The 25,551-nt window shown below is 43.8% G+C and carries 29 protein-coding genes, 1 tRNA gene and 1 pseudogene; 25 read left to right on the forward strand and 6 right to left on the reverse strand.

Features of this window, described 5'->3' with window-relative positions; translation table 11 throughout:
* Window positions 1-41: 41 nt before the first annotated feature.
* The 13 genes from DW996_RS13540 (at window position 42) to DW996_RS00905 (ending at window position 10,066) form a co-directional block, all read left to right on the forward strand.
* Entirely contained in the window at window positions 42-269 is a 228-nt protein-coding gene (locus tag DW996_RS13540) for a stage V sporulation protein AA (RefSeq protein ID WP_118534871.1), read from the forward strand.
* Window positions 212-673: a stage V sporulation protein AA gene (locus tag DW996_RS00855; protein WP_118534581.1), complete on the forward strand. Its 462-nt coding sequence runs from the start codon at window positions 212-214 to the stop codon at window positions 671-673. Before DW996_RS13540 ends, DW996_RS00855 begins: the two co-directional genes overlap by 58 nt.
* Window positions 663-1,136, forward strand: coding sequence for a stage V sporulation protein AB (locus DW996_RS00860; RefSeq protein WP_158575133.1), 474 nt, complete (start codon window positions 663-665; stop codon window positions 1,134-1,136). The genes DW996_RS00855 and DW996_RS00860 overlap by 11 nt, the downstream gene beginning before the upstream one ends.
* An 18-nt stretch (window positions 1,137-1,154) precedes the next feature.
* Window positions 1,155-1,619: a SpoVA/SpoVAEb family sporulation membrane protein gene (locus tag DW996_RS00865; protein ID WP_118534583.1), complete on the forward strand. Its 465-nt coding sequence runs from the start codon at window positions 1,155-1,157 to the stop codon at window positions 1,617-1,619.
* Window positions 1,620-1,848: 229 nt separating this feature from the next.
* Window positions 1,849-4,101, forward strand: a complete 2,253-nt coding sequence (gene pflB, locus DW996_RS00870) for a formate C-acetyltransferase (RefSeq protein ID WP_118280855.1) — start codon at window positions 1,849-1,851, stop codon at window positions 4,099-4,101.
* Window positions 4,102-4,194: 93 nt separating this feature from the next.
* The gene (gene pflA / locus DW996_RS00875) at window positions 4,195-4,959 is read left to right on the forward strand and encodes a pyruvate formate-lyase-activating protein (RefSeq protein ID WP_118280856.1); all 765 of its coding nucleotides are present in this window, start codon (window positions 4,195-4,197) and stop codon (window positions 4,957-4,959) included.
* Window positions 4,960-5,024: 65 nt separating this feature from the next.
* Window positions 5,025-5,528 (forward strand): hypothetical protein, encoded by a 504-nt coding sequence (locus DW996_RS00880; protein ID WP_118534584.1) that lies wholly within the window; start codon window positions 5,025-5,027, stop codon window positions 5,526-5,528.
* Between the two features lie 14 nt (window positions 5,529-5,542).
* Complete coding sequence (locus DW996_RS00885; RefSeq protein WP_118280858.1) at window positions 5,543-6,223, forward strand: response regulator transcription factor; 681 nt, start codon at window positions 5,543-5,545, stop codon at window positions 6,221-6,223.
* The gene (locus DW996_RS12945) at window positions 6,213-6,569 is read left to right on the forward strand and encodes a HAMP domain-containing protein (RefSeq protein ID WP_158575135.1); all 357 of its coding nucleotides are present in this window, start codon (window positions 6,213-6,215) and stop codon (window positions 6,567-6,569) included. The genes DW996_RS00885 and DW996_RS12945 overlap by 11 nt, the downstream gene beginning before the upstream one ends.
* Complete coding sequence (locus tag DW996_RS00890) at window positions 6,557-7,273, forward strand: sensor histidine kinase (RefSeq protein ID WP_158575137.1); 717 nt, start codon at window positions 6,557-6,559, stop codon at window positions 7,271-7,273. The genes DW996_RS12945 and DW996_RS00890 overlap by 13 nt, the downstream gene beginning before the upstream one ends.
* 79 nt (window positions 7,274-7,352) lie before the next feature.
* Window positions 7,353-8,513 (forward strand): aromatic amino acid transport family protein, encoded by a 1,161-nt coding sequence (locus DW996_RS00895; RefSeq protein WP_158573019.1) that lies wholly within the window; start codon window positions 7,353-7,355, stop codon window positions 8,511-8,513.
* A gap of 107 nt (window positions 8,514-8,620) precedes the next feature.
* Entirely contained in the window at window positions 8,621-9,889 is a 1,269-nt protein-coding gene (locus DW996_RS00900) for a diaminopimelate decarboxylase family protein (RefSeq protein ID WP_118534586.1), read from the forward strand.
* 93 nt (window positions 9,890-9,982) lie between these two features.
* Window positions 9,983-10,066 (forward strand) — tRNA-Leu (locus tag DW996_RS00905).
* A gap of 29 nt (window positions 10,067-10,095) precedes the next feature.
* Here the strand turns inward: DW996_RS00905 and DW996_RS00910 are convergent.
* From DW996_RS00910 to DW996_RS00925, 4 genes are all read right to left on the reverse strand, one after another.
* Entirely contained in the window at window positions 10,096-11,376 is a 1,281-nt protein-coding gene (locus tag DW996_RS00910; protein WP_118534587.1) for a tyrosine-type recombinase/integrase, read from the reverse strand.
* Between the two features lie 313 nt (window positions 11,377-11,689).
* Window positions 11,690-12,865 (reverse strand): plasmid recombination protein, encoded by a 1,176-nt coding sequence (locus tag DW996_RS00915; protein WP_118534588.1) that lies wholly within the window; start codon window positions 12,863-12,865, stop codon window positions 11,690-11,692.
* 243 nt (window positions 12,866-13,108) lie between these two features.
* Window positions 13,109-13,741 (reverse strand): recombinase family protein, encoded by a 633-nt coding sequence (locus DW996_RS00920; protein WP_118534589.1) that lies wholly within the window; start codon window positions 13,739-13,741, stop codon window positions 13,109-13,111.
* 255 nt (window positions 13,742-13,996) lie between these two features.
* Complete coding sequence (locus DW996_RS00925; RefSeq protein ID WP_118534590.1) at window positions 13,997-15,091, reverse strand: hypothetical protein; 1,095 nt, start codon at window positions 15,089-15,091, stop codon at window positions 13,997-13,999.
* Window positions 15,092-15,407: 316 nt separating this feature from the next.
* On the opposite strand from DW996_RS00925, the gene DW996_RS00930 reads away from it, so the two are divergent.
* From DW996_RS00930 to coaBC, 12 genes and pseudogenes are all read left to right on the forward strand, one after another.
* Window positions 15,408-16,178 (forward strand): adaptor protein MecA, encoded by a 771-nt coding sequence (locus DW996_RS00930; protein ID WP_118534591.1) that lies wholly within the window; start codon window positions 15,408-15,410, stop codon window positions 16,176-16,178.
* A gap of 106 nt (window positions 16,179-16,284) precedes the next feature.
* Window positions 16,285-16,536 (forward strand): helix-turn-helix domain-containing protein, encoded by a 252-nt coding sequence (locus DW996_RS00935; protein WP_118280863.1) that lies wholly within the window; start codon window positions 16,285-16,287, stop codon window positions 16,534-16,536.
* Between the two features lie 11 nt (window positions 16,537-16,547).
* The gene (locus tag DW996_RS00940; RefSeq protein ID WP_118280864.1) at window positions 16,548-16,835 is read left to right on the forward strand and encodes a hypothetical protein; all 288 of its coding nucleotides are present in this window, start codon (window positions 16,548-16,550) and stop codon (window positions 16,833-16,835) included.
* Between the two features lie 24 nt (window positions 16,836-16,859).
* Window positions 16,860-18,203 (forward strand): RsmF rRNA methyltransferase first C-terminal domain-containing protein, encoded by a 1,344-nt coding sequence (locus tag DW996_RS00945; protein WP_330428692.1) that lies wholly within the window; start codon window positions 16,860-16,862, stop codon window positions 18,201-18,203.
* Window positions 18,204-18,208: 5 nt separating this feature from the next.
* Window positions 18,209-18,298 carry a methyltransferase RsmF C-terminal domain-like protein gene (locus DW996_RS14685; protein WP_334294509.1) on the forward strand — a complete coding sequence of 30 codons (90 nt, stop codon included), beginning with the start codon at window positions 18,209-18,211 and terminating at the stop codon, window positions 18,296-18,298.
* A 227-nt stretch (window positions 18,299-18,525) separates the two neighbouring features.
* On the forward strand, window positions 18,526-19,083 hold the full coding sequence (locus tag DW996_RS00950; protein WP_243098625.1) for a DUF3793 family protein: 558 nt from the start codon (window positions 18,526-18,528) through the stop codon (window positions 19,081-19,083).
* Between the two features lie 39 nt (window positions 19,084-19,122).
* Window positions 19,123-19,545: a flavodoxin gene (locus DW996_RS00955; RefSeq protein ID WP_118534592.1), complete on the forward strand. Its 423-nt coding sequence runs from the start codon at window positions 19,123-19,125 to the stop codon at window positions 19,543-19,545.
* 663 nt (window positions 19,546-20,208) lie between these two features.
* A complete protein-coding gene (locus DW996_RS00965; protein WP_279220137.1) occupies window positions 20,209-21,174 on the forward strand; it encodes a Rossmann-like and DUF2520 domain-containing protein in 966 nt (321 codons plus the stop codon).
* Entirely contained in the window at window positions 21,149-21,976 is an 828-nt protein-coding gene (gene panB, locus DW996_RS00970; RefSeq protein WP_118280868.1) for a 3-methyl-2-oxobutanoate hydroxymethyltransferase, read from the forward strand. The genes DW996_RS00965 and panB overlap by 26 nt, the downstream gene beginning before the upstream one ends.
* Before the next feature lie 20 nt (window positions 21,977-21,996).
* Window positions 21,997-22,842, forward strand: a complete 846-nt coding sequence (gene panC / locus DW996_RS00975) for a pantoate--beta-alanine ligase (RefSeq protein ID WP_118534595.1) — start codon at window positions 21,997-21,999, stop codon at window positions 22,840-22,842.
* A gap of 13 nt (window positions 22,843-22,855) precedes the next feature.
* Window positions 22,856-23,248 (forward strand): aspartate 1-decarboxylase, encoded by a 393-nt coding sequence (panD, locus tag DW996_RS00980; protein WP_118280870.1) that lies wholly within the window; start codon window positions 22,856-22,858, stop codon window positions 23,246-23,248.
* 72 nt (window positions 23,249-23,320) lie between these two features.
* Window positions 23,321-24,519, forward strand: a pseudogene (gene coaBC, locus DW996_RS00985) (bifunctional phosphopantothenoylcysteine decarboxylase/phosphopantothenate--cysteine ligase CoaBC).
* Here coaBC and DW996_RS00990 read toward each other — a convergent pair.
* Window positions 24,473-24,784 (reverse strand): YdcF family protein, encoded by a 312-nt coding sequence (locus DW996_RS00990; RefSeq protein ID WP_118534596.1) that lies wholly within the window; start codon window positions 24,782-24,784, stop codon window positions 24,473-24,475. The pseudogene coaBC and the gene DW996_RS00990 overlap by 47 nt on opposite strands.
* A complete protein-coding gene (locus tag DW996_RS00995) occupies window positions 24,769-25,248 on the reverse strand; it encodes a hypothetical protein (protein ID WP_118534597.1) in 480 nt (159 codons plus the stop codon). The genes DW996_RS00990 and DW996_RS00995 overlap by 16 nt, the downstream gene beginning before the upstream one ends.
* Window positions 25,249-25,551 lie beyond the last annotated feature (303 nt).

Here is a 25,551-nt window from a genome sequence, read left to right on the forward strand (position 1 = left end):
ACTGGAAACAATAGTTAGAAAAGGAAAGGAATGATGGCAAGATGGGATATGATGGAAACAACGAGACCCTCTATATCAAATTAGACCGGTCTGCCCTGCGCTATGAAGCGGATTTTTACATCAAGGATCTGGGCGGGATAGAGTGCAGTAACAGTGATATATTAGCGAGGGTAAAGGCACATGCCGTTTACCATTTCAAACATCCGGCAATATGCCTGTATCCATTACCAAGGTGGTCGAGGAGATCCACAGCCTTTATCCTAAACTGACTGTGGTGAGTCTGGGCGAAACCGATGTCATCATGGAGTATCGGAGCAAGGAGCCGGAGCCCTTTATGCAAGTGGCAAAGACGGGATTCCTTTGCGTACTGCTCTTTGTCGGAGCAGCCTTTGCCATCATGGCATTTCACAACGATATCAGTATCACGGAACTCTTTGACCGTTTTTATTTGCAGGTCATGGGAAGCAAAAAGCCTGCGGTCAGTCCGCTGGAGATTGCATATTCGATCGGACTTGCGGTGGGAATCTTATTCTTTTATAACCATTTTGGCAAGAAGAAATTGACTCATGATCCGACACCGATCCAGGTGGAAATGCGCAAGTATGAGAAGGATGTAGATACTGCGATCATAGAAAATGGGGCAAGGAGAGGAGAAAATCTGGATGTTTCTTAAAAGGACGGTCATCATTGTCGCAGGGCTGATCTTTGGAGGCGCAACGGCAGCCGGTGTGATTGCCCTGCTCACGACCTTGGGGTTTGTCTCGCGTATGATCGCAAGGCTGCAACTGGCGAAAGATACCATGCATTGGGAGAATGTCATCATCTTAGGAAGCCTGAGCGGTTGCCTTTTATCGGTTTTTGAACCGAGCCCTGTGCTTTTCTCCTTTTGCCAGGGGATAGCCGGGAGAGTTTTTGCAAAAGGGCTGGGACTGCTGGCATTGGTTTTGATCGGCATCTGTGCCGGTATTTATGTGGGCTGTCAGGCAATGGCGCTGGCAGAGATCTTAAATATGTTTCCCATACTCTTTCGCAGGGTAAAACTGCAAATGGGGCTGTCTTTTGCCATCCTTGCCATTGCTCTGGGAAAGCTGGCAGGCAGCCTCTGGTATTTTATTTTTTCATATGCAAGTTCATAAAAATGAGGTGATAAGAGAATGAAACAGGAAGAAAAAGAGCAGATCAATGAGACTTATAATGACTATGTGGAGAGTGTGACGCCAAAGGCAAATCTTTGGCTGCGCATGGCAAAAGCTTTTTTGGTCGGCGGACTGATCTGCCTTTTGGGGCAGTGCATCATCAACATAGGAAAAAAATATGGCTTGGACGATCAGACGGCGGCAAGTTATTGCAGTCTGACCCTTGTATTCCTAAGTGCCCTTTTGACAGGCACGGGGATCTACCCGGTCATTGCCAGTTTTGGCGGTGCGGGAGCATTGGTTCCCATCACGGGCTTTGCCAACAGTGTAGCGGCTACCGCCCATGGTTTTAAGGTTGAAGGACATGTCTTTGGTGTCGGTGCCAGGATCTTTCAGATCGCCGGACCGGTGATCCTGTATGGGATTTTTTCGTCCTGGATCCTTGGTTTGATCTACTGGTTTATGACGACACTTGGTATGTGATTGAAAAAATACCATAAATTGTAGTTATAAATTTATAAAAACCACTAGATATTGTGCCGCACTTCCTGTATAATGAAAAACGCGCCAAGATGAAAAACATGTGCAAAGATTGTATCTAAATAAAAACTTGCACTTTTTTCAAAATCTTGTTATAAAATTAACGAGAGTTAGAAAAGCCTAACTCAAGTTATAAGGAACAAATCGTTTACTAGAATAGGAGGCAAACACAATGGTAGAAATGAAGGAATGGGACGGATTTGATGGACGACTTTGGAAGGAAGAGATCAATGTCCGCCAGTTCATCCAGGATAACTACACACCGTACGAAGGCAATGAGGACTTTTTGACAGGTCCGACAGAGTCGACCAACCGTTTATGGGATGCACTTCAGAAATTGCAAAAAGAAGAACGTGCCAAGGGTGGCGTGCTTGATATGGAGACCAAGGTGGTTTCAGGTCTGACCGCTTATGGTCCGGGATACATTGATGAAGACCTCAAGGATCTGGAAAAGGTCGTTGGTCTTCAGACAGATAAACCACTCAAACGTGCTTTTATGCCATATGGCGGTATCAAGATGGCGGTGCAGGCATGCGAGACTTATGGTTATGAAGTAGATCCTTTGTTAAAGGAAATCTTTACCAAGTATCACAAGACACATAATACTGCTGTGTTTGACGCATATACACCGGAAATGTTAAAGGCCCGCCACAATAAGATCATGACCGGTCTGCCGGATACTTATGGACGCGGACGTATCGTCGGCGATTATCGTAGAGTGGCGCTTTACGGTATCGACTTTTTGATCGAGGAGAAAAAGGAAGACAAGGCAAAATGCGGCAGTGGCAGCATGAAGGGCGAAGTCATCCGTCTGCGCGAGGAGATCGCGGAGCAGATCCGTGCACTGGAAGGCATGAAAGAGATGGCAGCCATTTACGGCTATGACATTTCCAGACCGGCAAAGGATGCAAAAGAGGCGATCCAGTGGCTTTACTTTGGTTATCTGGCAGCCATCAAGACCCAGAATGGTGCAGCCATGTCTGTAGGACGTGTCTCTACCTTCCTTGATATTTATTTCCAGAGAGATCTGGATAAGGGCATCATCACAGAAGAAGAAGTACAGGAACTGGTCGATCACTTTACCATGAAACTGCGTATGGTCAAGTTTGCCAGAATCCCATCTTACAACCAGTTGTTCTCCGGGGATCCGGTATGGGCAACACTGGACGTAGCAGGAACGGGCGTAGACGGCAGATCTATGGTGACAAAGACAGACTATCGTTTCCTGCATACCTTAGAGAACATGGGACCGGCACCGGAGCCAAACCTGACAGTATTGTATTCTTCCAGACTGCCGGAGAACTTCAAGAAATACGCATCCAAGATCTCCATTGCAACAAGTTCTGTCCAGTATGAAAATGACGATGCCATGAAGCCGGAATGGGGCGATGATTATGCCATCTGCTGCTGTGTTTCTGCAACACGTACCGGTAAGGAAATGCAGTTCTTTGGAGCCAGAGCCAACCTTGCAAAATGTCTGCTTTATGCCATCAATGGCGGTGTGGATGAAAAGACCGGCGATCAGGTCGGACCAAAGTATCGTCCGATCACATCAGAGTATCTGGATTATGATGAGGTCATGGAACGCTATGACGACATGATGGAATGGCTGGCAGATCTCTATGTCAATACACTGAACCTGATCCAGTACATGCATGATAAATATTACTATGAGTCAGCCGAACTGGCACTCATGGATACCAATTTGGAACGTACTTTTGCAACCGGTATTGCAGGATTTTCACATGTGATTGATTCTTTGTCCGCGATCAAGTATGCTAAGGTCAAGGTCATTCGTGATGAAAATGGTCTTGCAAAAGATTACGAGATCGAGGGCGATTTCCCAAGATACGGTAATGATGATGACCGAGCCGATGAGATCGGTGTATGGCTCTTAAAAACCTTTATGGATAAGATCAAGAGACATCATACCTACCGCAGAAGTATCCCGACCACATCCATTCTTACCATCACATCCAATGTGGTCTATGGTAAGGCAACCGGATCTATGCCGGATGGACGTAAGGCGGGCGAGCCGCTTTCTCCGGGAGCAAATCCAAGTTACGGAGCAGAGCAGAACGGTCTGCTGGCATCTTTGAACTCTCTGACCAAACTCCCATATGAGTGGGCGCTGGACGGTATTTCCAATACCCAGACCATCAATCCGGGCGCACTTGGCAATGCCGAGGAGGAGCGTGTGGATAATCTGGTACAGGTTATGGACGGCTACTTCGATCAGGGAGCACATCATCTGAATGTCAATGTCTTTGGCAAGGAAAAACTGATCGATGCGATGGAACATCCGGAGAAGGAAGAGTACGCAAACTTTACCATCCGTGTATCCGGTTATGCAGTCAAGTTTATCGACCTGACCAAGGAACAGCAGATGGATGTGATCGCAAGAACTTGCCACGATCATATGTAACATTCATCCTTTGAAAAGGATAAAAGTAAAGTCTAGGTAGAAGCAGGCCGCGGGATCTCATATCTCGCGGCTTTCTTAGAAAAAGGTGAAAATATGGAAAAAGAAATTTTGGGAAACATTCATTCCGTGGAAAGTTTTGGCTCGGCAGACGGTCCGGGCGTGCGCTATATCGTCTTTTTGAAAGGCTGTCAGATGCGGTGCAAATATTGCCACAATCCGGATACCTGGGCAAAAGCCTGTGGCAGTATGGATGCGCCCAAAGAGGGGGAAAACTGGCAGCGTGCGAAAGATGTGCTCGAAAAGGCAAAACGCTACAAAGCATACTGGAAAAAGAATGGTGGCATTACGGTTAGTGGTGGGGAAGCCCTTTTACAGATTGATTTTCTACTGGAATTATTTACACTGGCCAAAAAAGAGGGTATCCACACCTGCCTTGATACATCCGGGAATCCTTTTACGACAGAAGAACCCTTCTTTTCAAAGTTTGAGAAATTGATGGAAGTGACCGACCTTGTCATGCTGGACATCAAGGAGATGGATGCAAAAAGACACAGAGAATTGACCGGACAGGATAATGCTAATATTTTAGAGATGGCAAGATATTTATCTGACCATGGGAAGGTAATGTGGATCCGTCATGTCCTTGTGCCGGGTGTGACGGATCAGGAAGAGGATCTTTTGGCATTACGGGATTTTGTGGCTTCCTTAAAAACGGTAGACCGCGTGGAAATATTGCCATATCATACACTTGGCGTATTCAAATGGAAGGAACTTGGACTGTCTTACGGTCTGGAAGATGTCGAACCACCGACAAAGGAGCAGCTAGAACGCGCCAAGAAATTGCTTGGCATAGCCTAGTCTTTAATGTATTATTAACAAAACTATACTAGTATGGCAGATATGGGGAGAGAAGAGGGAAACGCATGGAAAAAGATTTTACAAAATACGAATATGTTAATGTGACCATCTTAAAAAGCCTTGCGGGTCTATGCAGGGAGTCCTACGAAGCCTTTGGTTGGGAAGTAATGGGAAATACAAGAGGAAAAGATGAGTGCATCCATATGCGCAGATCGCGCAATGTGCGTGAGCGTAACCGGCTGATGGCAGAGCAACGCAAGATGGAGGATGCGCTTATGGCGATTGAGAAATATGAGCAGAAAAAGAGTCTGACACCGGTGATGTTCGCAATTATGACTGGATTGATTGGTGCCGGCTGGCTGATCGCATCGGTCATCGCGATATCCTACCGACACATGATACTGTTTACCATTTTTGAAATCATAGGGTTTATTGTCTGTGCCATGGCGATGGTTGTTTACAACTGGGAATCGGATCGGCACAAAGACGATTATGCGGCAGAGGAAAACGCTTTGTATGACAAAATATATGAAGCCTGTGAAAAGGCTGACCGGATTCTCGGAAACTAAGGAGGATAAGATACATGATTACCATACTTGTTGTAGAAGATGATACAAAATTAAATTTTATCGTGAGCAAAAAATTAGGTGAGGAAGGATTTGAGGTAAAGCGTGCGGAAAATCCAATTCAGGCCTTTGATATCATGGAGAAGACCAAAGTTGATATGATTGTTTCTGACATTATGATGCCGCAGATGGATGGTTATGAGTTTGCCAGAGAAGTGCGGTCTTTTGATGACAAGATGCCCATCCTTTTCATGACAGCAAAAGATGATATTGCCTCCAAGAAAAAAGGATATGATATCGGTATTGATGATTATATGGTAAAACCGATCGATCTGGTGGAACTTGTGATGCGCGTGGAAGCCTTGCTTCGCAGAGCGGATATTGCGACCGAAAAGCAGTTGCAGGCGGGCAATCTGGTTCTAAAGGAAGAAGAGACTATGGCTTATTACGAGGGAGAGGAACTTCCACTTACGGTAAAGGAATTCCAGATTCTCTTTAAAATGCTTTCCTATCCCAAAAAGACCTTTACCCGTATGCAGTTGATGGATGAGTTCTGGGGCTTTGACAGTGAGAGTAATCCGAGAACGGTAGACGTTTCCATTACAAAACTCCGTGACAAGATCTCTGCTGTTAAGGAAGTGGAGATCCTGACGGTGCGCGGACTAGGCTATAAGGCGGTGATACATAGTGAAGATTAGTTACGAGGAACCGAAAGATCTGCGCATTGATGCCAAGCGTCCGATCTGGAGAGAGTTTTTCATGGTCTTTGTGGTGCAGACAGTATGTGTTTTCGCCGGCATTGGTCTGTATCAGAACCATGCCCTTTCCACGCTGGGAAATTGGGGCATTTATGTGGCATTGATCTTAAATACCATATTCTTGGCCGCAGTTTCCATGCTTTTCACCAAGATCAACTATCGTATGACCTTTTCAAAGCCTATACAGGAGTTGCGCGGTGCAGCCAGGCGTGTGGCTGGCGGAGATTTTACGGTTCGTATTCTGCCACAGCGTGGAGATGGCAAACGGATGAGATGGAAGTCCTGATCGAAGATTTTAATACCATGGTGACAGAACTTGCCGCCAATGAGACCTTAAAGAGTGATTTTATCGCGAATGTATCGCATGAGATCAAGACACCGATCGCCATCATACAGAATTATGCCCAGATGTTAGAGAGTCAACATTTGACGGAGCAAGAAAAAAAGGAGTACATTCATACGATCGTGGAGTCATCGGAGCGTCTGTCCGGTCTTGTCCAGAATATTTTGCGCTTGAATAAGATGGAGGGTCAGGCCATCGTTGAGAAGGAACGTTTCTGTCTGGATGAACAACTGGCAGAGTGCATTATCGCTTTCGATGAACCTTTTGATGAGAAAGAATTAGAGGTCAATATTGATCTGGACGAGGGAGTTTATATTGTAAGCGATGAGAGCCTCTTATCTATCGTGTGGAACAACCTGTTAAGCAATGCCATCAAATATACACAAGAAGGCGGCACGATCGATATTTCAATGAAAAAATATGGAGAAAATGGTGTCCTGGTTTCTGTGAAGGATAATGGTTGTGGCATGAGCGAGGAGGTTGTCTGCCGTATTTTTGATAAGTTTTATCAGGGAGATACTTCGCATACTTCCAAGGGAAATGGACTGGGACTTGCCATGGTAAAACGTGTTGTGGAACTTTTGGATGCCAAGATTTCAGTGGAGAGTGAGCCGGGAAAAGGGAGCACATTTACGGTCGAACTTTAAGGTTGTAAATACCCCTGCCGGATGGTATTCTTTTTACTATAATGTACAAAGAAAGGTACAAAATGAGAGGTGGGGTATTATGACAAAAGAAATTAAGACAGAGGCGAGACTGACCTTTTTTGAGGCGACCAGTATTATCGTCGGACATGGCGTGGGATCCGGCATTTTGTCGGTTCCTTTTTTGGCGTCCAGAAATGACTGGAAGGATATGCTCTGGATCGTTGCAGTGGCATATCTGATCAATCTGATCATGCATTATATGATCGCAGAACTTTCCTATAATAATGGGGGCGCGCAGTTTATCAAATGTTTTGAAAACGAACTGTTTGTTGGACGTTTCAAGAAATTTGCTACATGGGTGGCATTCGGACTTTTGGGATTGTCCGTTGTCCTCAATGTCAGTGGTTTTATTGCAGGAGCAGCAGCCGTATTTCATGCATGGTTCGGTCTGCCTAACTGGGCAGGCATGATCCTTTATTACATACTGGCTGCCAGTGTGATCTACTTTGGCATGAAACTGGTCGGTATCTGTGAAAAGATCTCCGTCGGTTCCATGGTGGCGGTTATCGGCATTTTGTTCGTAGCAACGCTGGTTTCCGAGATCAGCCCACTGCCGACCAAGTTTATTGCGACGACCAATCTGGTCGCACTTTACAGTATGATCTCCTTCTCCCTGTCAGCCGTGATGTCGGTGCCACAGGTGGTAAAGGGATTGCAGGGCGATATCAAACGGATCCGTGGAGCCATCGCGGCAGGAACAGGGATCAATACGGGCTTGATCCTTTTGATCACCTTTATGACATTGCTGGGGGCTGGATCGGATATTTCGGAAAACGGAGCATTGGTGGATCTGTCCGCACATCTGGGCGGCTGGGTCAGCATCATCGGTTATATTTTCTCCCTTTTGGCTTTGTCTACGTCTTTCTGGGCAAATACCTTAAATCTGCGTGACATCGTGCATGAGCAGACCAAGTGGAATGTCAAGGTCTCATGGCTGGTATCCAGTGTGCCGTGTCTTTTGATCGCACTGGTGGGCGTATCCAGTTTTGTAGGCTTTACCCGTTTGGCAAGTGTGGTACAGGTATTGACAGGTGTGGGTATCATCATCTCCTACAACCGTTCCAGAAGAAGGGAAAAGAATGCGCCGATCTGCGGTGTTTGGGGCACTTTACCATTTCAGATCCTTGTTGTGGTCAGTACGCTCTTTGCGACCATTGGTGCATTGGCAAAAGTGTACTAAAATCCGGCATCAGATTTGTAAATAATTTTGACACTGCCCGGAATTCATGCTATTATTTTCTCAGACAAAAAATGCATATTTATACAGAATAGATGAAGGAGATCGACATGGCTAAAACACCTTTTGTAACAAAAGAAAAAGTAGAAGAGATCGTGAAAAGTATCCCGACCCCGTTTCATTTGTATGATGAAAAGGGAATTCGTGCCAATGCGCAGGCAGTAAAAGAGGCTTTTGCATGGAATCCGGGATTTCGTGAATATTTTGCAGTGAAAGCCAATCCGAATCCTTTTCTGATCAAGATCTTGCAGGAGTATGGATGTGGGACAGACTGTTCTTCCCTGACAGAACTCATGCTCAGCAAAGAATTGGGATTTTCCGGGGAAGAGATCATGTTTTCTTCCAATGATACACCGGCAGAGGAGTTTGTCTATGCCGATGAGATTGGTGCGACCATCAATCTGGATGATTTTACCCATATTCAGTATTTAGAGGATACGATCGGACACATTCCGGAGACGATCAGTTTGCGTTACAATCCGGGCGGTGTCTATGAGATTTCTAATGGGATCATGGATAATCCGGGGGATGCCAAGTATGGCATGACTAAAGAGCAGCTTTTCGAGGGATACCAGATCCTGCGTGATAAAGGTGCAAAGCGTTTTGGCCTGCATGCCTTTTTGGTAAGCAATACCGTGACGAATGATTATTACCCGGCTTTGGCAAAGACTTTGTTTGAACTTGTAGTCGAGTTGAAAGAAAAGACCGGTATTGAGATTTCCTTTATCAATCTTTCCGGTGGCGTGGGGATTGCCTATAGACCGGATCAGACACCGAATGATATCCGCGTGATCGGTGAGGGCGTACATCGTGTCTATGATGAAGTCTTAGTACCGGGTGGTCTTACAGATGTCGCCATCTACACAGAGATGGGACGTTTCATGATGGGACCGTATGGAGCGCTGGTAACAAAGGCAATTCATGAGAAGCATACCTATAAGGAGTACATCGGCGTGGATGCCTGTGCGGTCAATCTGATGCGTCCGGCAATGTATGGCGCATATCACCACATCACAGTTCTGGGCAAGGAAGATGCACCATGTGACCACAAGTATGATGTGACAGGTTCTCTTTGCGAGAACAACGACAAGTTTGCCATTGATCGTATGCTGCCACAGGTGGAGATGGGGGATTATCTCTATATCCATGACACGGGAGCACATGGCTTCGCGATGGGATATAATTACAATGGTAAGTTAAAGTCTGCTGAGGTGCTTTTGAAGGAGGATGGTTCTTACCAGTTGATTCGTCGTGCAGAGACCCCGAAGGATTATTTCGCAACTTTTGACTGCTTCGATATCATCAAGGGACTTGTTTAAAAAGACTGAAAAAGATGAAAAAAGAGATTGACAATCTTATCATGTTGATATAAACTATTATTCGTTGATGGCGCATAGCCATAGTATCAACGAGCCGGTGTGGCGGAATTGGCAGACGCACAAGACTCAAAATCTTGCGGGGGCAACTTCGTGTGGGTTCAAGTCCCACCGCCGGCACTTTTGTTATTTGTTTGAAAACCCTTGATTTATAGGCAATCGAGGGTTTTCATTTTGTTTGGAAATGATATGATTTTTGGGTTACATTTTTGGTTGTTTTGGGTTACATTTTCCCTTTCCAAAATGTTTTCCATTTCTACGAGAAATTCATCATCATTTAGCGGTAAAGTATAAACCTCTTCGTTTATTTTCGCGGAATGCCCTAAAAATTTTGCGCGTTCGGAAACGCGGACACCATTTTTGGCTAATACATAAGAATTGAAGTATATTCTTATCGCGTGATTGTTTGTGCATTTCAGCCCCAATTCCTGCGCGGTGTGATAGAGAGCACTTTCAATCTGATTTGGATTTGAAAATGTTTCGTTTCTGCCAAAAACGAAGTCAGTCTCAATGCCATATTGTTTTTGCTTTTCCTTAGCCATCTGAAATATTGCCCTTAATTTTTTCGTTGTTGGTATGTATCTGCCACCGTTTTCATCCTCACGATATTTTTCATCTTTGGTTGTATTGATGTATTTGTATGTTTTTCCGTCGCGAACAATCTGACCGCATACATGAATTGTCTTTTCGGTTACGTGTTCCCACTTTAAACCGCTCAATTCTGCAATTCTCATTCCTGTGTTAATAGAACAGAGTAGTGCAAGTGCATTGATACATTGTATATAGCCTTTATTTCGCTCAATTCGGGCATTTAGCGTATTTTCTAGCATCTCTATATCAGCAGGGCTATATGCCTTATTTTCGACGTTGTTGCGATTGGGTTTACGCGTTCTAAAATGGCGGTCAAATAGGGCATTTTTAGGTAATGTAGTTACCTTGATTTCAATCTCAACGTCGATACAATAATCAATAACAACTTGAAAAACGTGTTTGGCTTTTTTCATTTCCTTGTCCGTGGCTTTTGTGCCTTTGCAATTTTCGTAAAAAGCCAGATAACTAAGGATATAATCTTTCACGTACTTATATGTGAGTAGACGTACATCCTTATTTCGTAGTTTTTCATCACATTGCAATAGGCGGTTATAATCAGCTAAATACGAACGTTTTGTTTCGGGCGTTCTGTCCATTTCAGCAATGGCAGTTTTATATATTGCTTCAAAATTATAGTCTGCGCGACCGAAATAAAATTCATAAATGGCATTGATAAAATCATCCTTTTTTGCTCGGGCAATTTTATTTTTTGAGCCTAATGGTTTATGGTACCAATAATCTCGATTGTTTTGTTTCGTTGGCTGATGATGATATATTTTTGGGTTGATTTCCTCCTGTAATCGTTGCATTTTTAGTAGTATGTCTGTTTGGTGTTGCATATTTTTTCTTGCCTCCTTTAATGATGAGGCATCACACTTCCTTGAGCAACATTATCGCCAAACATTTTCCACATGTCAATTAGTTTCATTACGTTTCATTATGAGCTCCTGTTTTCCTTTCGTTTATTTTTTTTCCTAGGATTTTTTTGACATTGCTTGATAGTTATCTAATCGAGGTTATATCAAGTAATGCCTATACCTTTAATATGTAAGTTTTTTGTAGAAAGGCATGGTTTTCCTTTACAGGTTTACGCAAAAAAGGAAGAGACAGCACTTTTACCAATTAAATGATAAAATCACTGTCTCTTTTTGTTTATCTTGCATAAATGTCCCGATTTTTTTCTTGTTTTTGTTCTTGAAGCATAGCCTCAATCATTCGGCAAACGTTTCTATATCCGTAATTTTTACATATGTCGGCAAAATCTTTGTTTAGATTTTTTGCCGTGGTTTCAACAAGCGAGTCAAAATTATCTTCCCGATTTTTTTGGTTTTTTTTCTTCTTTTCGAGTTGCTCAAGAATGTTATTAGCTTTAAATTCCAATTGCTCATAATGTTTATCTTTCTTTTTGACTTCCGCATCAAAATTTTCCTGTCGCAAGCCTGCTTGATAGAGTGCAGTGGCTGTATCAAGGTCTATTTTTATGTAATCTTTTTCACGACCAAAAATATCTTTTTGGGCTAATTGTTCTTTGATTTTTTTGTAGCCATCAATACATTTATCTTGTTCTGCTATGGCTTTTTCATTTTTGGCGAGTTCAATTTCCTGCTGTTCTATAATATACTCGTTTTTCTCTTTATGTTTTACGCCGCCTTTGGTTTTTTCGATTTTAAGGTTATATTCCTGTGCGATTTCTTGTATATAATCGCGCTCACGACGTTGCCAAGCCGCCATAAGTGTATCGTGGGGGATAGTCTTATCTGTGGTAATCCCCATTTCTTGGAGTGCTTTTGTCTGGCTGTTTCTTATGCTCAATCCTTTTTCATAATGACCTACAGGAATAAAATCAAGGTGCACGTGCATTTTTCCGTTCTCGTCATCATGTAAGTACGCGCCAATCTTTACAAAATTAGGATTTCTTTGTTGAAAATCATCCACATATCGCTTTAATATTTTTTCTTTGGTTGCCTCGTCAAGGTGCTCATTTTCTTTTTCATAAAGACCGATTATGACCTCATAAGATGCATTGAGCTGTTTATTTTTATTAACTTTATCGAGGTAATTACCTATTTTTCTATCTTGTCGTTTTTGAGAGGCATTATACTCCTTTACAGCACCGCCAAATATATTATCGTATGCTTTTTCAATGGGAATATCTTCCCACGCTTTAAAACGTGCAATTCGCCCATCTGGACGTATTTCTCCGTCCTTATATATCTTTGTTACGCCTTTCTCATTTTCGCGTCTAATCACGTTTAATTCGCGGCGATTGTGTCCGTATGCAGGGGAGTTAAATACGTGAAATTGCAAAGTTACTGTTTGCGAAATCATAATAATTCCATCCTTTCGTTATTACATATATTTTCTTGTAATATGATGAAATCGATGTTTTAAGATTAACTTTATTTTTGTTGTGCAAAAGTAATACCTCAATATTGGTTTTGGCACGTTGTTCCAAAACACATATTTCGCTCTGCCGAGGGCTTGCCTGCCTAATGGCAGGGTGGGCGATATGCGCCCATATGACACACCCTCTAAAGGGGTGTGATACCCAACCGCAAAATGAAATATATTTCATTTTTTGCTTGGGTTATTTTCCTCAACAACCGCAATGTAATTGTATATGGTTGGTCGTGATAAATTACACAACCGCGACATTTCGCTTATTCCAATTTTTTTATCTTTATATAGTTGATAGTATTTGAAAAACTTGTCGGGGATTTTATTGATATTTGTTTGTGGTCTACCTAGTTTTTTCCCTTTAGCTTTGGCGTTTGCTAATCCAGATTTGACACGTTGAGAAATAATATTACGTTCCATTTCTGAAAAAACACCCCACATCATAATCATACCTTGGGTCATTGGGTCTATTTCTCCTTTTGAACAATCAACTATAAATGAACCACCAATATTTAATACTAAGTGTTTATCCTGTACGAGTTGCATTATTTCACATAAGTGCTTTGTAGAACGTGTCAAACGTGACACTTCTGTTGTTATTATAGTATCTCCTGCTTTTACGATATCTAATAATTTGTTTAGTTCATTTCGGTCTTCTTTTGTTCCAGATTCATATTCCCAATATATTTTAGTTTCATCTTGAACACCTAGTTTTAATAGTTCTCGTTTTTGTCTATTTATATCTTGACGTTCCTCTGATGTTGAACAACGAGCATATCCATAAATAATATTAGTATTGTTTTCCATATTTTTCTCCTCTTGTAAATAAAAAGGGTAATTTATTTTCTTTACAAAAATAACCCTTTTTAATAGTTAATTGTTTATGTTTTAATTGTTAAGTTATACAGTTGTTTTTTATTACATAGTGTTTTTCATATAATTAAAAAGATATTTATTGTTATAAGGTATTTTTTTTGATGTTTTTTTGCTGACAAAATCGCTGTATCCCTTATGGCAGTAAGGCTCAAGGGCATTTTGGTGCGTAAAAAAGTTTTTTTACGTTTAATCGAAAGATACGCACTCGATTTTGGTTATCAATTCCCTATATTTTTGTAAGTCGTGATTATTATATACGGTGCTGTAATTTACAATTTTTTGTCTAAAACGTTTATAGATATAATACTTATTTTGTCGCGGTAAATTGAGAACATCAAGCCAATCTTTCATTTGTTCAATGTCGAACATCAAAGGGATTTCATGTATCATTTCGTAATCTGAGATTATATGAATGACGTTATCTATCCATTCATAGTCTGATTTTTTATAATTATCTTTTAAGATTTTTTTGACTTGTTTCTCTTGGAATTCGAGATGGTCGAAAAACGGATTGATGATATTTTTTGTGACATAATCAGAAAAATATTCTGTTATGATTTCGTCTGTTAAATCGCTTAAATTAGCAGAACCAAATCTGGTCTTGATTTTGTTCGCGTCATTGATAAGCTGTATTTCAATGCGCAATATATTGGCGTTGATTTCTTTTTTATGCTTTTGTTTTAATTGAGTTGCTTTATCGTATATTTTGAGTGTTTCCGTTTGGCTTTTATTTGACGCAGAGTAGGTCGTTGTGTCGGAGATAATCGGTTTTTTTATTTTGGATGCCGTAGTCGGCATTAAATTTATCATCGTTTTCACGACCCTGTCATATGCTATACTGTCTAGGGCTATTTCGAACGTTTTGTTTAATTCGATGTATTTAATTTTTGCATAATCAAAATTACATAAAATGCCTAAATCATCGGATAAGTAATGTTCCGCATTATCAATTTTTGTTTTTAATTGTTCCAGTGTGATGCAATTTAAATTACGCATTCCGTCTTTTCCATTTTCGGATAATTCCATTTTTGTATAGGGCTTGCCGCATTTAGAAAGAGCACATACAAACGTATCAAAATGTTCACATTTTTCTAATTCGATTTTTTGATATTGTTGACCGCTATTCGTTTCTATATAGCGCATTGGAGCGTTTTCGATTGTAATTAGATTTTTCTTTTTAAGTGCTTCGATGTCCTGGATATCCTCAACATCAAAGTTATAAATTGCGACTTTGTCAATAAGTACGTCGTCTTGATTTTTTATTACTTTATTTTTTTCCATACTGTCTCTTTTGGGAGCTCAAATGGAACATAATGGGTTACATGTGGGTTACATATGCATATAAAGGAAGTTGTAATGCCTGTTTTGGGCGGTTTGTTAATAACTGGAATTATGTTCAAGTCCCACCGCCGGCATTGTATTATAGAAACCTCGAATCCAAATGGGTTCGGGGCTTTTTTTCTATAAGGGGCTGGAATTTCAGTGGGATTTTTGCGGTAAACTCTATGATCCGAAGACAAGAGTGTTATATATTGCATTTTTTATACATATCAATTATTATATTGTTATTTGAAGAGACAGGAAAGTAGGTGAGCATATGCAGTTTCGCAAGATTGATGAACACAAGATCCATTGCATAATTTCGCAGGAAGAGATGAGCCAAAAGGGCATCCAGATTGAAGATTTCCTAGATCATCGAGACAAGACAGAGGCGTTCCTGCGTGAGATTCTTGCAGAGGCTAAATATGAACTGAACCTTGATGAGGATATGGGACGCTGTTTTAGTGTTCAGATGGCGGTTATGCCGGAAGGTGATGTTTCGCTTGTCATTAGTGGCGAAGATCACGGTAGCACCGAGGAGACGCTGACAGAGTTCGGCAAACGTCTGCAGGATTTCAAGGAGATCATGGAAGAAGCCAAACGAAAGTTAGATGCGAAAAAGGAAAAACTGCAAAAAGAAGCAGATGCGCTCGAAGGTGTGGAGACAGAGGAAGCCGGGCTGACAGCAGAGGAAGAAAAAACAACAGAGACCAGCCCGCAGGAGCAGGCACCACAAGAGGCGAAAAAGGAGAGGACGGTCTTAAATACACCGATCTGGGTCGCTTTCTCTAATTTAGATGATTGTATTAGTGCCTGTCATCATTTACAGTCACAAAAGGGGCTTTCCAGTGCTGCATACAAATATAAAGATACATATTATCTGCGTTTTCAGTTTTCAGAGGAAGAACATCAGGTGGCAGGTGTGATCCTGGTGGTGTCAGAGTATGGCAAGGAGATCCTGACGGATGATCATGGTGGAGCCGTGATCGCTGAGCATGGAAACATACTTTGCAAGGAAAATGCGGTCGAGACATTGGCTCGTTTATAATGCATGATAAGAGGTGGAGAAATGGCGAAAACACCGCCGTTTTCTCTATCTTTTTTATTGACAGACTGTTATCATATATGATAATATAAAAGAGGTTGGTGATGAAATGAAAAAGAGATACGAAGATGGCATAGTGCCACAGATGAATCAGGATATTCGAGCAGATTTTGCCAGACAGATCCGTGCGATCCGACAGAGTCAGCATTTGACGCAGCAGGTCTTGGCAGATCGTGTCGGCACGAAGAAATCCAATATTTCCCGGATGGAGAGCGGCAGATACAATCCTTCTTTGGATTTTATGGTACGGGTGGCTGCCAGCATGGGGAAGCAGGTTACGATCACAATAGAGGATGAGTAGAGGATATTTACATGAGACAGAGAGCACCAAAATTGGATAAGCATGTAGACAAGGATGTTGTTTTATGCAGCACGACGAACCGACGCGTGAGCAATCACACGACAGATATTTTATTGCAGGATGCGATTCCTTTTACCAAGAACTGGAAGCGGATCCCTTTTTACAAACGTGAGGAATATCGAGGTGCGGATCAGATCTGTGTCTTTTCGATCAACCGCAATCTGTACGGCAGGGCGAGACGCAGTATTTCGCAGTTGGATCGTATGGATCGCAATCGTTTGCTTTTAAATGTGATATAGGGCTTGTTGGGATAGGAGCAGATTATGTTACCGCTTGCATTTTGTGAGAGAATGAGGAGAATGTTAGGGCAGGCAGAGTATGAAACTTTTTTGAAAAGTTATGATGAGGATAAATACCAGGGCTTGCGCTTTAATATAGGAAAGGGAAAACAGGAGGATTTTCTGGCATTAGCAGAGGAGGCGTTTTCTCTGGAAAAGATCCCGTGGGCAGAGCATGGATTTTATTATGGTGCGGAGGCTGCACCGGGCAAGCATGCTTACCATGAGGCGGGTGTCTATTATATACAGGAGCCGAGTGCTATGGCACCGGCGGCTTATCTGCAAGCCAGACCGGGTGAGCGAGTGCTGGATCTTTGCGCAGCGCCCGGCGGTAAGACAACGCAGATCGCGGCACAGATGCGAGGGGAAGGACTGCTCGTGACCAATGAGATCCATCCGGCAAGAGTTAGGATCTTATCCGAGAATGTGGAACGCATGGGGGTGAGAAATGCCCTTGTCACCAATGCGGCTCCGGCAGACCTGCGCAGACATTTTGGTATGTTTTTTCATCGGATCATGGTGGATGCGCCTTGCTCCGGTGAGGGCATGTTCCGCAAGCAGGAGATGGCGGCAGATGAGTGGTCTTTGGAAAATGTGAGGACCTGCGCAGCGCGGCAGGACGAGATCCTGGAGGAAGCATACGCTATGTTGCTGCCGGGTGGGCGGATGGTCTATTCGACCTGTACTTTTGCACCGGATGAAAACGAGGGCAGTATCAGCCGCTTTTTAGCGATACACAGCGACATGCATCTGGTGGAGGTGCCAAAGTATGAAGGCATGAGCCCGGGACGGGCAGACTGGTACGAGGATTTTGCTATCCGCGAGAGCGCGTTTGCACCGGATCCCGAGGAAGTACTTCCGGTGGCAGAGCATCTGGAGCGTTCGATCCGTCTTTGGCCACATCTTTTACATGGAGAAGGACATTTCGTGGCAGTGATGGAGAAGGACGGAGCGTGTCCGCTCATAGACTATAAATTGGAAAAGACGGCTACATACAAAGAACAGAAAGAATTGCAGAAATTTGCAAAGGATTGTTTGGCAAAGGACTGGATGGAGACACTTGCGCAGGGACAGTATCTTACTTTTGGCGAGCAGTTATATCTTGTGCCAAAGGATATGCCGGCTTTAAAAGGATTGAAAGTTTTGCGCCCGGGACTGCATTTGGGAACATTAAAGAAAAACCGCTTTGAACCGTCACATGCATGGGCACTTACTTTATATAAGGAAGATGTTCGGCACGTGACGGATCTTTCGTCAAAGGACGAGACGGTCTATGCTTATCTGCGGGGAGAGACTTTACGGCAGACGGCGAGCCGGGATGGCATCTGATCACGGTGGATGGTTATGCGCTCGGTTGGGGCAAACTGACCGGAACGACCATGAAAAATCATTATCCGAAAGGATTGCGAATTACATATAAATAATTTAAAAAAATATAAAAAGTACTTGACGAAACACTTTGGTAAGGTTATACTATCAGTAGTTAGCAGGAACTAACCAAGAAAAATAAAAAACAGCAGGATATCGCACAGAATCCATTTGAAATCGTATGCCAACTTTTTCTCCTCTCGTGCGGACTGCTTTTTTTATGGCATATGAGTTAGAGACAACTAACTACATAATCCGACGAAATGGAGCACATACTAAGCACATGAAAGAGATGGAACAATATCTGATCTGCCACTGTTCTCCGACACTGGCATCGATCAAGACGGCAAATTTATTTTCCTGTTCCTTTGAGAGGCAGGAGGACTTCGCGGAATGTATCGCCTACTGGAACAAGCAGATGCATCCCAAGGGAATTGCAGTCACGGTTTTACAGCAGAAACCGAATTGGGCATTGGTCTATGTGCATCGTATAGCACAATTACAAAAGGATTTACAAAAACCGGGCGTTTCCTGTTTCTTAGAACAATATGGATATGTTGATCTGTGTGTGGAGAAGGCATTGGAACATTTGCAAAAGCGGATTGCAGCCAGTGACGGTTTCCCACATGAGATTGGTATTTTCCTGGATTATCCCTTGGCTGACGTGATCGGGTTTATCGAAAATCAGGGATGTAATTGTAAGTGCAGTGGCTGTTGGAAAGTATATCAGAATGAAGAAGATGCCTTGGAGACATTTGCCCGCTACAAAAAATGCACCCGGATCTACATGGAATTGTGGATGCAGGGGCGCAGCATCAATAAACTGACAGTTTCAGCGTAAAGGGCAGACTTGGCACGAGATCAGAATGGAGGATATGAGATGAGCAAAGTAGCAGTCGTATATTGGAGTGGCTCTGGCAATACAGAGGAAATGGCAAAAGCAGTTGTAAAGGGTGCACAGGATAAAGGCGCAGACGCAGAATTGATCTATTGCAGCGATTTTTCGGCAAGCAAAGTAGCTGATTATGATGCCATCGCCTTTGGCTGCCCTGCAATGGGAGCAGAGGTTTTGGAAGAAAGTGAATTCCAGCCGATGTTTGATGAAGTAAGTGTAGCACTCGGCGGCAAAAAGATCGCTTTGTTTGGCTCCTATGGCTGGGGCACAGGCGAATGGATGGAAAACTGGGAAAATGACTGCAAGGGCGCAGGTGCAAGTCTTGTCTGTGACAGTGTGATCTGCAATAACACCCCAGAGGATGAAGGACTGATGCAGTGCGAGGCACTCGGTGCAGCATTGGCATAGTCAGATGCCTGAAATAGGCAGATTTAATTTGTCATAAATGGATAGTTTCCGCTATTCATTTATATATAGTTCTTCCATAGGTAATGGAAGACTCCCTTTTCTTAATACTTATGTGTAAATAATCCTTCCGGAGTGTGGCCGGGGGGATTATTGCGTTGTGACTAACCATAAATAGCGTGGGCTGACAAGCGTTAAAACCCAGTAACCACGCTGGTTTGTGACATTTTTGTGAAATGATGGGATTGTATGAGAGAAGGTACAAAAACCCCCTTTTTTGACGTTGATAGACAAAAAAATAAGTGCTAGGATAGTTCATAAATAAAAATGCAATGTGCCATATAAAGAGCATTATATGGCAGTAAAATAAGAAAGAGAGGTATATGATTATGAGCGCAGGTAAAGGACGGGCAAAATTGTCCTTGGTATCCTTGGTATCTTGCAACCGACCACATCCGCACTCTTGCACAATACATCGGCCTTATTGATCGGATTGCATTCCATGAAAGATGTATCGCAAATTATAATGTATGAAAAGAAAAACAAGAACTATGTGAAATGTTTAACATGGTTCTTGTTTTTTTATACCCAGTATGCTACATTTTCCTTTGAGCGGTATTCATGGTATGAAACTGCATCAGATGATAGTGTGTTATCACAAGTGATGTGAGAAACAAAGGTAGCCGGTGGCACCAAAGCGAGAAACATCAAAACGACGGGTTCGTTTTAAAGGAAGGTGATGACATGAAGATAGGAATTATTGGTTCCGGTCGTGTAGGCTATTCCATGGGAAAGTACATGCAGGATCACGGGATCAGGGTGACGGGATTTTATGACCGGCACCGGGAGCGCGCACTTGATGCGGCACAATTTACAGGTACGGACAGCTTCGATAGGATCGAAGACCTGGTAGCAGCAAGCGATACCCTTTTTCTTACCACTTCTGATGGTGAGATAGCAAACGTATGGGATTGCATTCGGCATCTGTCTATTCAAGGAAAAATCATTTGTCATTTTAGTGGCTCATTATCATCCGATCAATTTCAGGGAATCGAAAAGACGAGGGCTTATGGTCTGTCGATTCATCCAATGTTAGCGTTCAGCGACAAATATACATCCTACAAACAATTACAGAATGCATTTTTTACCTTAGAAGGTCATGCGCAGGCACTTGCAGTCATGGAGCCTTTATTGCAAAAAATGGGAAACCCCGTGCAGAGGATCGCGCCGGAGCAAAAGGCATTGTATCATGCGGCGGCAGCAACACTGAGCAATCAGGTCGTGGCACTTCTGGCGAGCGGTTATGAGATGCTGGAAGCCTGCGGCTTTGACACAGAAAATGCGCGCCGGGCATCAGCGGCACTGGTGCGGGGTAATGTGGAAAATGTCATAGCGTCCGGCTGTGTGCAGGCTTTGACAGGACCCATAGAGCGCGGAGATCTTGTCACGGTAGAAAAGCACTTGCAGGTCATTCCTGCGCAGGGGAAAGAGATGTATATGGCGTTGGCAAGGGAGCAGATCAGGCTCGCAAAAAAGAAAAATCCGCACAGGGATTATACAGACATGGAATGTCTGTTGGCGGATGAAAAGAGAAGGAGACAAAACAATGAAGAATACGGTCGTAACATTTAAGGAAGCAAAGGCAAAGGGCGAAAAACTCACCATGCTCACTGCCTATGATTATTCTACAGCAAAGTTGGTCGATGGCGCAGGCATCAATTCCATCTTAGTGGGGGATTCTCTGGGAAATGTAGTTTTGGGCTATCCTGACACGATCTCAGTGACCATGGAAGATATGATTCACCACTGTGCAGCGGTCAGCCGCGGTATCAAAGATACACTTTTGATTTGTGACATGCCATTTATGTCCTATCAGGCAAGTGTTTACGATGCTGTTGTAAACGCAGGACGCCTCATGAAAGAAGGACGTGCGCATGCCGTCAAACTGGAGGGCGGTGTAGAGATGGAAGAGACCATCCGTTCCATCGTAAATGCCTCCATTCCGGTCTGCGGACATATTGGCCTGACCCCGCAATCCATCAATGCTTTCGGTGGCTTTAAGGTACAGGGAAAGGGCGAGGCGGCAGCGCAAAAACTTCTGGATGATGCCAGAGCCGTAGAGCGTGCAGGAGCATTTGCTGTTGTCCTGGAGTGTGTTCCGGCAGCATTGGCAAAGCGTGTGACAGAGGAGATCTCCATCCCGACGATCGGCATCGGTGCAGGCGCAGACTGCGACGGACAGGTGCTGGTCTATCAGGATATGCTGGGCATGTTTACGGACTTTAAGCCAAAATTTGTCAAACATTTTGCAAATGTAGGACAGATCATGACAGAGGCTTTCAAGGCTTATGATGCCGAGGTCAAGGCAGGAGAATTCCCGGCAGCAGAACATACTTACAAGATCGATGATAGTATTATAGAAAAATTATATTAAACACAAGGGAGAAAGAAAAAATGGAAATTTGTTATACCATAGCGGATGTCAGAAAACAGGTAAAAGAATGGAAAAAAGAGGGATTGACGATCGGTTTTGTACCGACCATGGGATATCTGCATGAGGGACACAAAAGTCTGATGGAAGAAGCCCGCAAGGAAAACGACAAGGTCGTTGTCAGCATTTTTGTCAATCCGATGCAGTTTGGACCGACAGAGGATCTGGAGTCTTATCCGAGAGATCTGAAAAAGGATGCGGCTCTTTGCAAAGATGTTGGCGTCGATCTGATCTTTCACCCGGAACCGGAAGAAATGTATCCGGAGGGTTTCTGCTCTTATGTGGACATGAACGGACTGACCACCGAACTCTGTGGCAAGAGCCGCCCGATCCACTTCCGCGGAGTGCAGACCGTTGTTTTAAAACTCTTTCACATTGTCTGCCCGGACAATGCATATTTCGGACAAAAGGATGCACAGCAGTTGGCAGTCATCAAGCGTATGGTCAAGGATCTGAGCGTGGATATCACCATTCACGGCTGCCCGATCATCCGCGAGCAGGATGGGCTGGCAAAGAGTTCCAGAAATACCTATTTAAATGAAGAAGAAAGACAGGCTGCCCTGATCTTATCAAAGAGTCTTGCGCTTGGAAAACAGATGATCGCTGAGGGCGAAAAGGACGCGGCTACCATCAAAAAGGCAATCGCAGACAAGATCGAAACCGAACCTTTGGCAAAGATCGATTATGTCGATGTCGTTGATTTTGCTACGATCACACCGATCGATCAGATCGCAGGAGAGACACTGGTTGCCATTGCGGTCTATATCGGAAAGACTAGACTGATCGATAATTTTATTGTTGAGGCATAAGAAAGGCAAAAAAATGGAAATCACAATGTTAAAAGGAAAGATCCATCGTGCTACCGTGACCCAGGCAGAATTGAATTATGTGGGGAGCATTACGGTCGATACCGAACTTTTGGAAGCGGCAGGCATTATGGAATACGAGTATGTGCAGATCGTCGATGTGGAGAACGGAAACCGTTTTGAAACCTACACGATTGCAGGAGAGGCGGGCAGTGGCATGATCTGTCTCAATGGTGCAGCAGCCAGACAGGTCATGGTCGGCGATCATGTCATCATCATGTCTTATGCATCCATGAGCCCGGAGGAGGCAAAAGACCACAAGCCGCATGTTGTTTTTGTGGATGATGCAAACCGGATCCAGCGGACCTCCCGCTATGAAAAACATGGGCTTTTGTCCGATAATCTGTAACGGGCGGGGCTTTTCTTTCTCGGACAGATGCGGTATAGTAAAGAAAAATATTTGATTAGGTAGGAAATGGATATGTTAGAGGGAAAGTGTATTGTGCTTGGCGTGACGGGAAGCATTGCAGCCTATAAGATCGCAAATCTGGCAAGTATGCTGAAAAAACAGCATGCGGATGTGGAAGTCATCATGACAAAGAATGCAACAAATTTTATCAATCCGATCACATTTGAAACGCTGACAGGAAATAAATGTCTGGTAGATACCTTTGACCGCAATTTTTCTTTTTCGGTGGAGCATATTGCGATCGCCAAAAAAGCAGATCTGTTTCTTGTGGCACCGGCATCTGCCAATGTCATCGCCAAAATGGCACATGGTATCGCAGATGATATGCTGACAACAACGATCCTGGCATGCAAATGCCCAAAGATCATTTCCCCGGCGATGAACACCGGTATGTTTGAAAATCAGATCGTACAGGATAACTTAAAGACCCTGAAAAAATATGGCATGCAGGTGATCGAGCCGGCCAGTGGCTACCTTGCCTGTGGCGACTCCGGTGCCGGAAAGATGCCGGAACCGGAAGTGCTCTTGCAGTATATCCTGCGTGAGGTCGCATACGAAAAAGACCTTGCCGGAAAGCATCTTTTGGTGACAGCGGGACCGACCAGAGAAGCCATTGATCCGGTGCGTTTTATCTCCAATCATTCGACCGGCAGAATGGGCTATGCCATCGCCAAAATGGCTATGCTGCGCGGGGCGGACGTGACATTGGTCAGCGGTCCGGTAGCATTGGAACCGCCTATGTTTGTAAAGACGGTTGCGGTGGAAAGTGCACAGGAGATGTATGAAGCCGTGATGGCAGAGGCGGATGATGCGGATATCATCATCAAATCTGCGGCTGTGGCAGATTATGCACCGGCTGAGGTCAGTCAGGAAAAGATCAAAAAAGCACAAGGCGACGCTGTGATCCCGCTTGTCCGTACAAAGGATATTTTAGCGGCATTGGGCGAAAAAAAGCGCGAAGATCAGTTTATCTGCGGTTTTGCCATGGAGACGGAGCATTTGCTGGAAAATGCAAAAGCCAAATGGGAGAAAAAGAAGGTCGATATGATCGTTGCCAACAGCATCCGCCAGAGCGGTGCCGGATTCGGCGGTGATACAAATGTAGCAACTTTGATCACAGGAGAGGGCATGCGGTCCCTGCCCTGATGAGCAAGGAAGCGCTGGCTATGGAGATTTTGGACGAAGCAGCCCGAGGTCTTCATTTACGATAGCAAGGATCTCTCTTGTAAAGTAGGTGGGAAAGAGCCACCAGGCAGTCTTGGCAGGGATCCCGTAGGCAGAAAAGCCGAGTTTTTTGGCAATGCAGAGACTGCGGTAAAGATGAAATTCATTTGAGACAAGGGCGAGATGTGGATCGAGCCCTTGTTTTTTTATGATGGCGGAGGAAAACAAGAGATTTTCCTGCGTGGTCCGTGACCGGTCCTCCATAAAAATACGGCTTTTGGGGATGCCATGACAGATCAGATATTGCTGCATACAGGCAGCCTCGGAAATGCTTCATCATCCCCCTTGCCGCCGGAAACAATGCATTTGCTGTCCGGATTGGCACGCAGATAGGCGATGGCGGCATCCATGCGTTCTTCTAGCATAAGGCTTGCCTTTGTGCCGTAGACCTTGCAGCCTAAAACAATGAGCGTGCATGCCTGCCGGGGATGCGCCTTTATGGCGGATAAGATGCGGCAGGCATTGATAAGAAACAGAAGGCAGGTAAGAGCAAGCAGGGCGAGAAAAAGGGCGCAGAGCAGGCGAGAAAATCCGGGCTGCGCGAGCGCCGCGGTCATGCCCTGCCGGATCTGCCTTGGAAAAATCCCGTAAATCGTCAGCAGGACGGAAAAGATAAGTCCGGTCACATTGCCGGGATTTAAGATTCTTTTGGTAAAAAAGGGCATGAGAAACCAGATACAAAATAGGATTCCTATAAAAAACAATAAAACATGCATATGTCGTGATCTCCTTTTCTGCAAGCATCATATCATATTTGGATTTTAAACGGAACTTTGGAAAATAAAATACTACATGCAATGAGACAATAATGGTACATGCTATGTGCTACCCTAAGGTCAACAAAAAAGACAGGTTGATCGAAAAGAGGAGGCAGCACAATGAAAGGATACACAGTAGGAAGCGGATTTATGGGATATGTAGATGGGGAATACATTTTATTTGCAAGTGAGGCGGATTACTACGAATTTATGGAAGAGGCGGCTTAGTTGTGGTATAATACATCAGTTAGATTTTATGAG

The organism is Roseburia sp. AM51-8, from assembly GCF_003478275.1.
In the GTDB taxonomy this organism is placed as follows: domain Bacteria; phylum Bacillota; class Clostridia; order Lachnospirales; family Lachnospiraceae; genus Pararoseburia; species Pararoseburia lenta.

Bases quoted from the DNA above. Each gene is read 5' to 3' on its own strand.
- pflB (WP_118280855.1), top strand. From the start codon at position 1,849: ATGGTAGAAATGAAGGAATGGGACGGATTTGATGGACGACTTTGGAAG.
- DW996_RS00940 (WP_118280864.1), top strand. From the start codon at position 16,548: ATGAGACAGAGAGCACCAAAATTGGATAAGCATGTAGACAAGGATGTT.
- DW996_RS00885 (WP_118280858.1), top strand. From the start codon at position 5,543: ATGATTACCATACTTGTTGTAGAAGATGATACAAAATTAAATTTTATC.
- DW996_RS13540 (WP_118534871.1), top strand. From the start codon at position 42: ATGGGATATGATGGAAACAACGAGACCCTCTATATCAAATTAGACCGG.
- DW996_RS00990 (WP_118534596.1), bottom strand. From the start codon at position 24,784: ATGCAGCAATATCTGATCTGTCATGGCATCCCCAAAAGCCGTATTTTT.
- panD (WP_118280870.1), top strand. From the start codon at position 22,856: ATGGAAATCACAATGTTAAAAGGAAAGATCCATCGTGCTACCGTGACC.
- panB (WP_118280868.1), top strand. From the start codon at position 21,149: ATGAAGAATACGGTCGTAACATTTAAGGAAGCAAAGGCAAAGGGCGAA.
- DW996_RS00860 (WP_158575133.1), top strand. From the start codon at position 663: ATGTTTCTTAAAAGGACGGTCATCATTGTCGCAGGGCTGATCTTTGGA.
- DW996_RS00945 (WP_330428692.1), top strand. From the start codon at position 16,860: ATGTTACCGCTTGCATTTTGTGAGAGAATGAGGAGAATGTTAGGGCAG.
- DW996_RS00915 (WP_118534588.1), bottom strand. From the start codon at position 12,865: ATGATTTCGCAAACAGTAACTTTGCAATTTCACGTATTTAACTCCCCT.
- DW996_RS00950 (WP_243098625.1), top strand. From the start codon at position 18,526: ATGAAAGAGATGGAACAATATCTGATCTGCCACTGTTCTCCGACACTG.
- DW996_RS00910 (WP_118534587.1), bottom strand. From the start codon at position 11,376: ATGCAACACCAAACAGACATACTACTAAAAATGCAACGATTACAGGAG.
- DW996_RS00925 (WP_118534590.1), bottom strand. From the start codon at position 15,091: ATGGAAAAAAATAAAGTAATAAAAAATCAAGACGACGTACTTATTGAC.
- DW996_RS00955 (WP_118534592.1), top strand. From the start codon at position 19,123: ATGAGCAAAGTAGCAGTCGTATATTGGAGTGGCTCTGGCAATACAGAG.
- DW996_RS00855 (WP_118534581.1), top strand. From the start codon at position 212: ATGCCTGTATCCATTACCAAGGTGGTCGAGGAGATCCACAGCCTTTAT.
- panC (WP_118534595.1), top strand. From the start codon at position 21,997: ATGGAAATTTGTTATACCATAGCGGATGTCAGAAAACAGGTAAAAGAA.
- DW996_RS00880 (WP_118534584.1), top strand. From the start codon at position 5,025: ATGGAAAAAGATTTTACAAAATACGAATATGTTAATGTGACCATCTTA.
- pflA (WP_118280856.1), top strand. From the start codon at position 4,195: ATGGAAAAAGAAATTTTGGGAAACATTCATTCCGTGGAAAGTTTTGGC.
- DW996_RS00920 (WP_118534589.1), bottom strand. From the start codon at position 13,741: ATGGAAAACAATACTAATATTATTTATGGATATGCTCGTTGTTCAACA.
- DW996_RS00935 (WP_118280863.1), top strand. From the start codon at position 16,285: ATGAAAAAGAGATACGAAGATGGCATAGTGCCACAGATGAATCAGGAT.
- DW996_RS00900 (WP_118534586.1), top strand. From the start codon at position 8,621: ATGGCTAAAACACCTTTTGTAACAAAAGAAAAAGTAGAAGAGATCGTG.
- DW996_RS00995 (WP_118534597.1), bottom strand. From the start codon at position 25,248: ATGCATGTTTTATTGTTTTTTATAGGAATCCTATTTTGTATCTGGTTT.
- DW996_RS00890 (WP_158575137.1), top strand. From the start codon at position 6,557: ATGGAAGTCCTGATCGAAGATTTTAATACCATGGTGACAGAACTTGCC.
- DW996_RS00865 (WP_118534583.1), top strand. From the start codon at position 1,155: ATGAAACAGGAAGAAAAAGAGCAGATCAATGAGACTTATAATGACTAT.
- DW996_RS00895 (WP_158573019.1), top strand. From the start codon at position 7,353: ATGACAAAAGAAATTAAGACAGAGGCGAGACTGACCTTTTTTGAGGCG.
- DW996_RS00930 (WP_118534591.1), top strand. From the start codon at position 15,408: ATGCAGTTTCGCAAGATTGATGAACACAAGATCCATTGCATAATTTCG.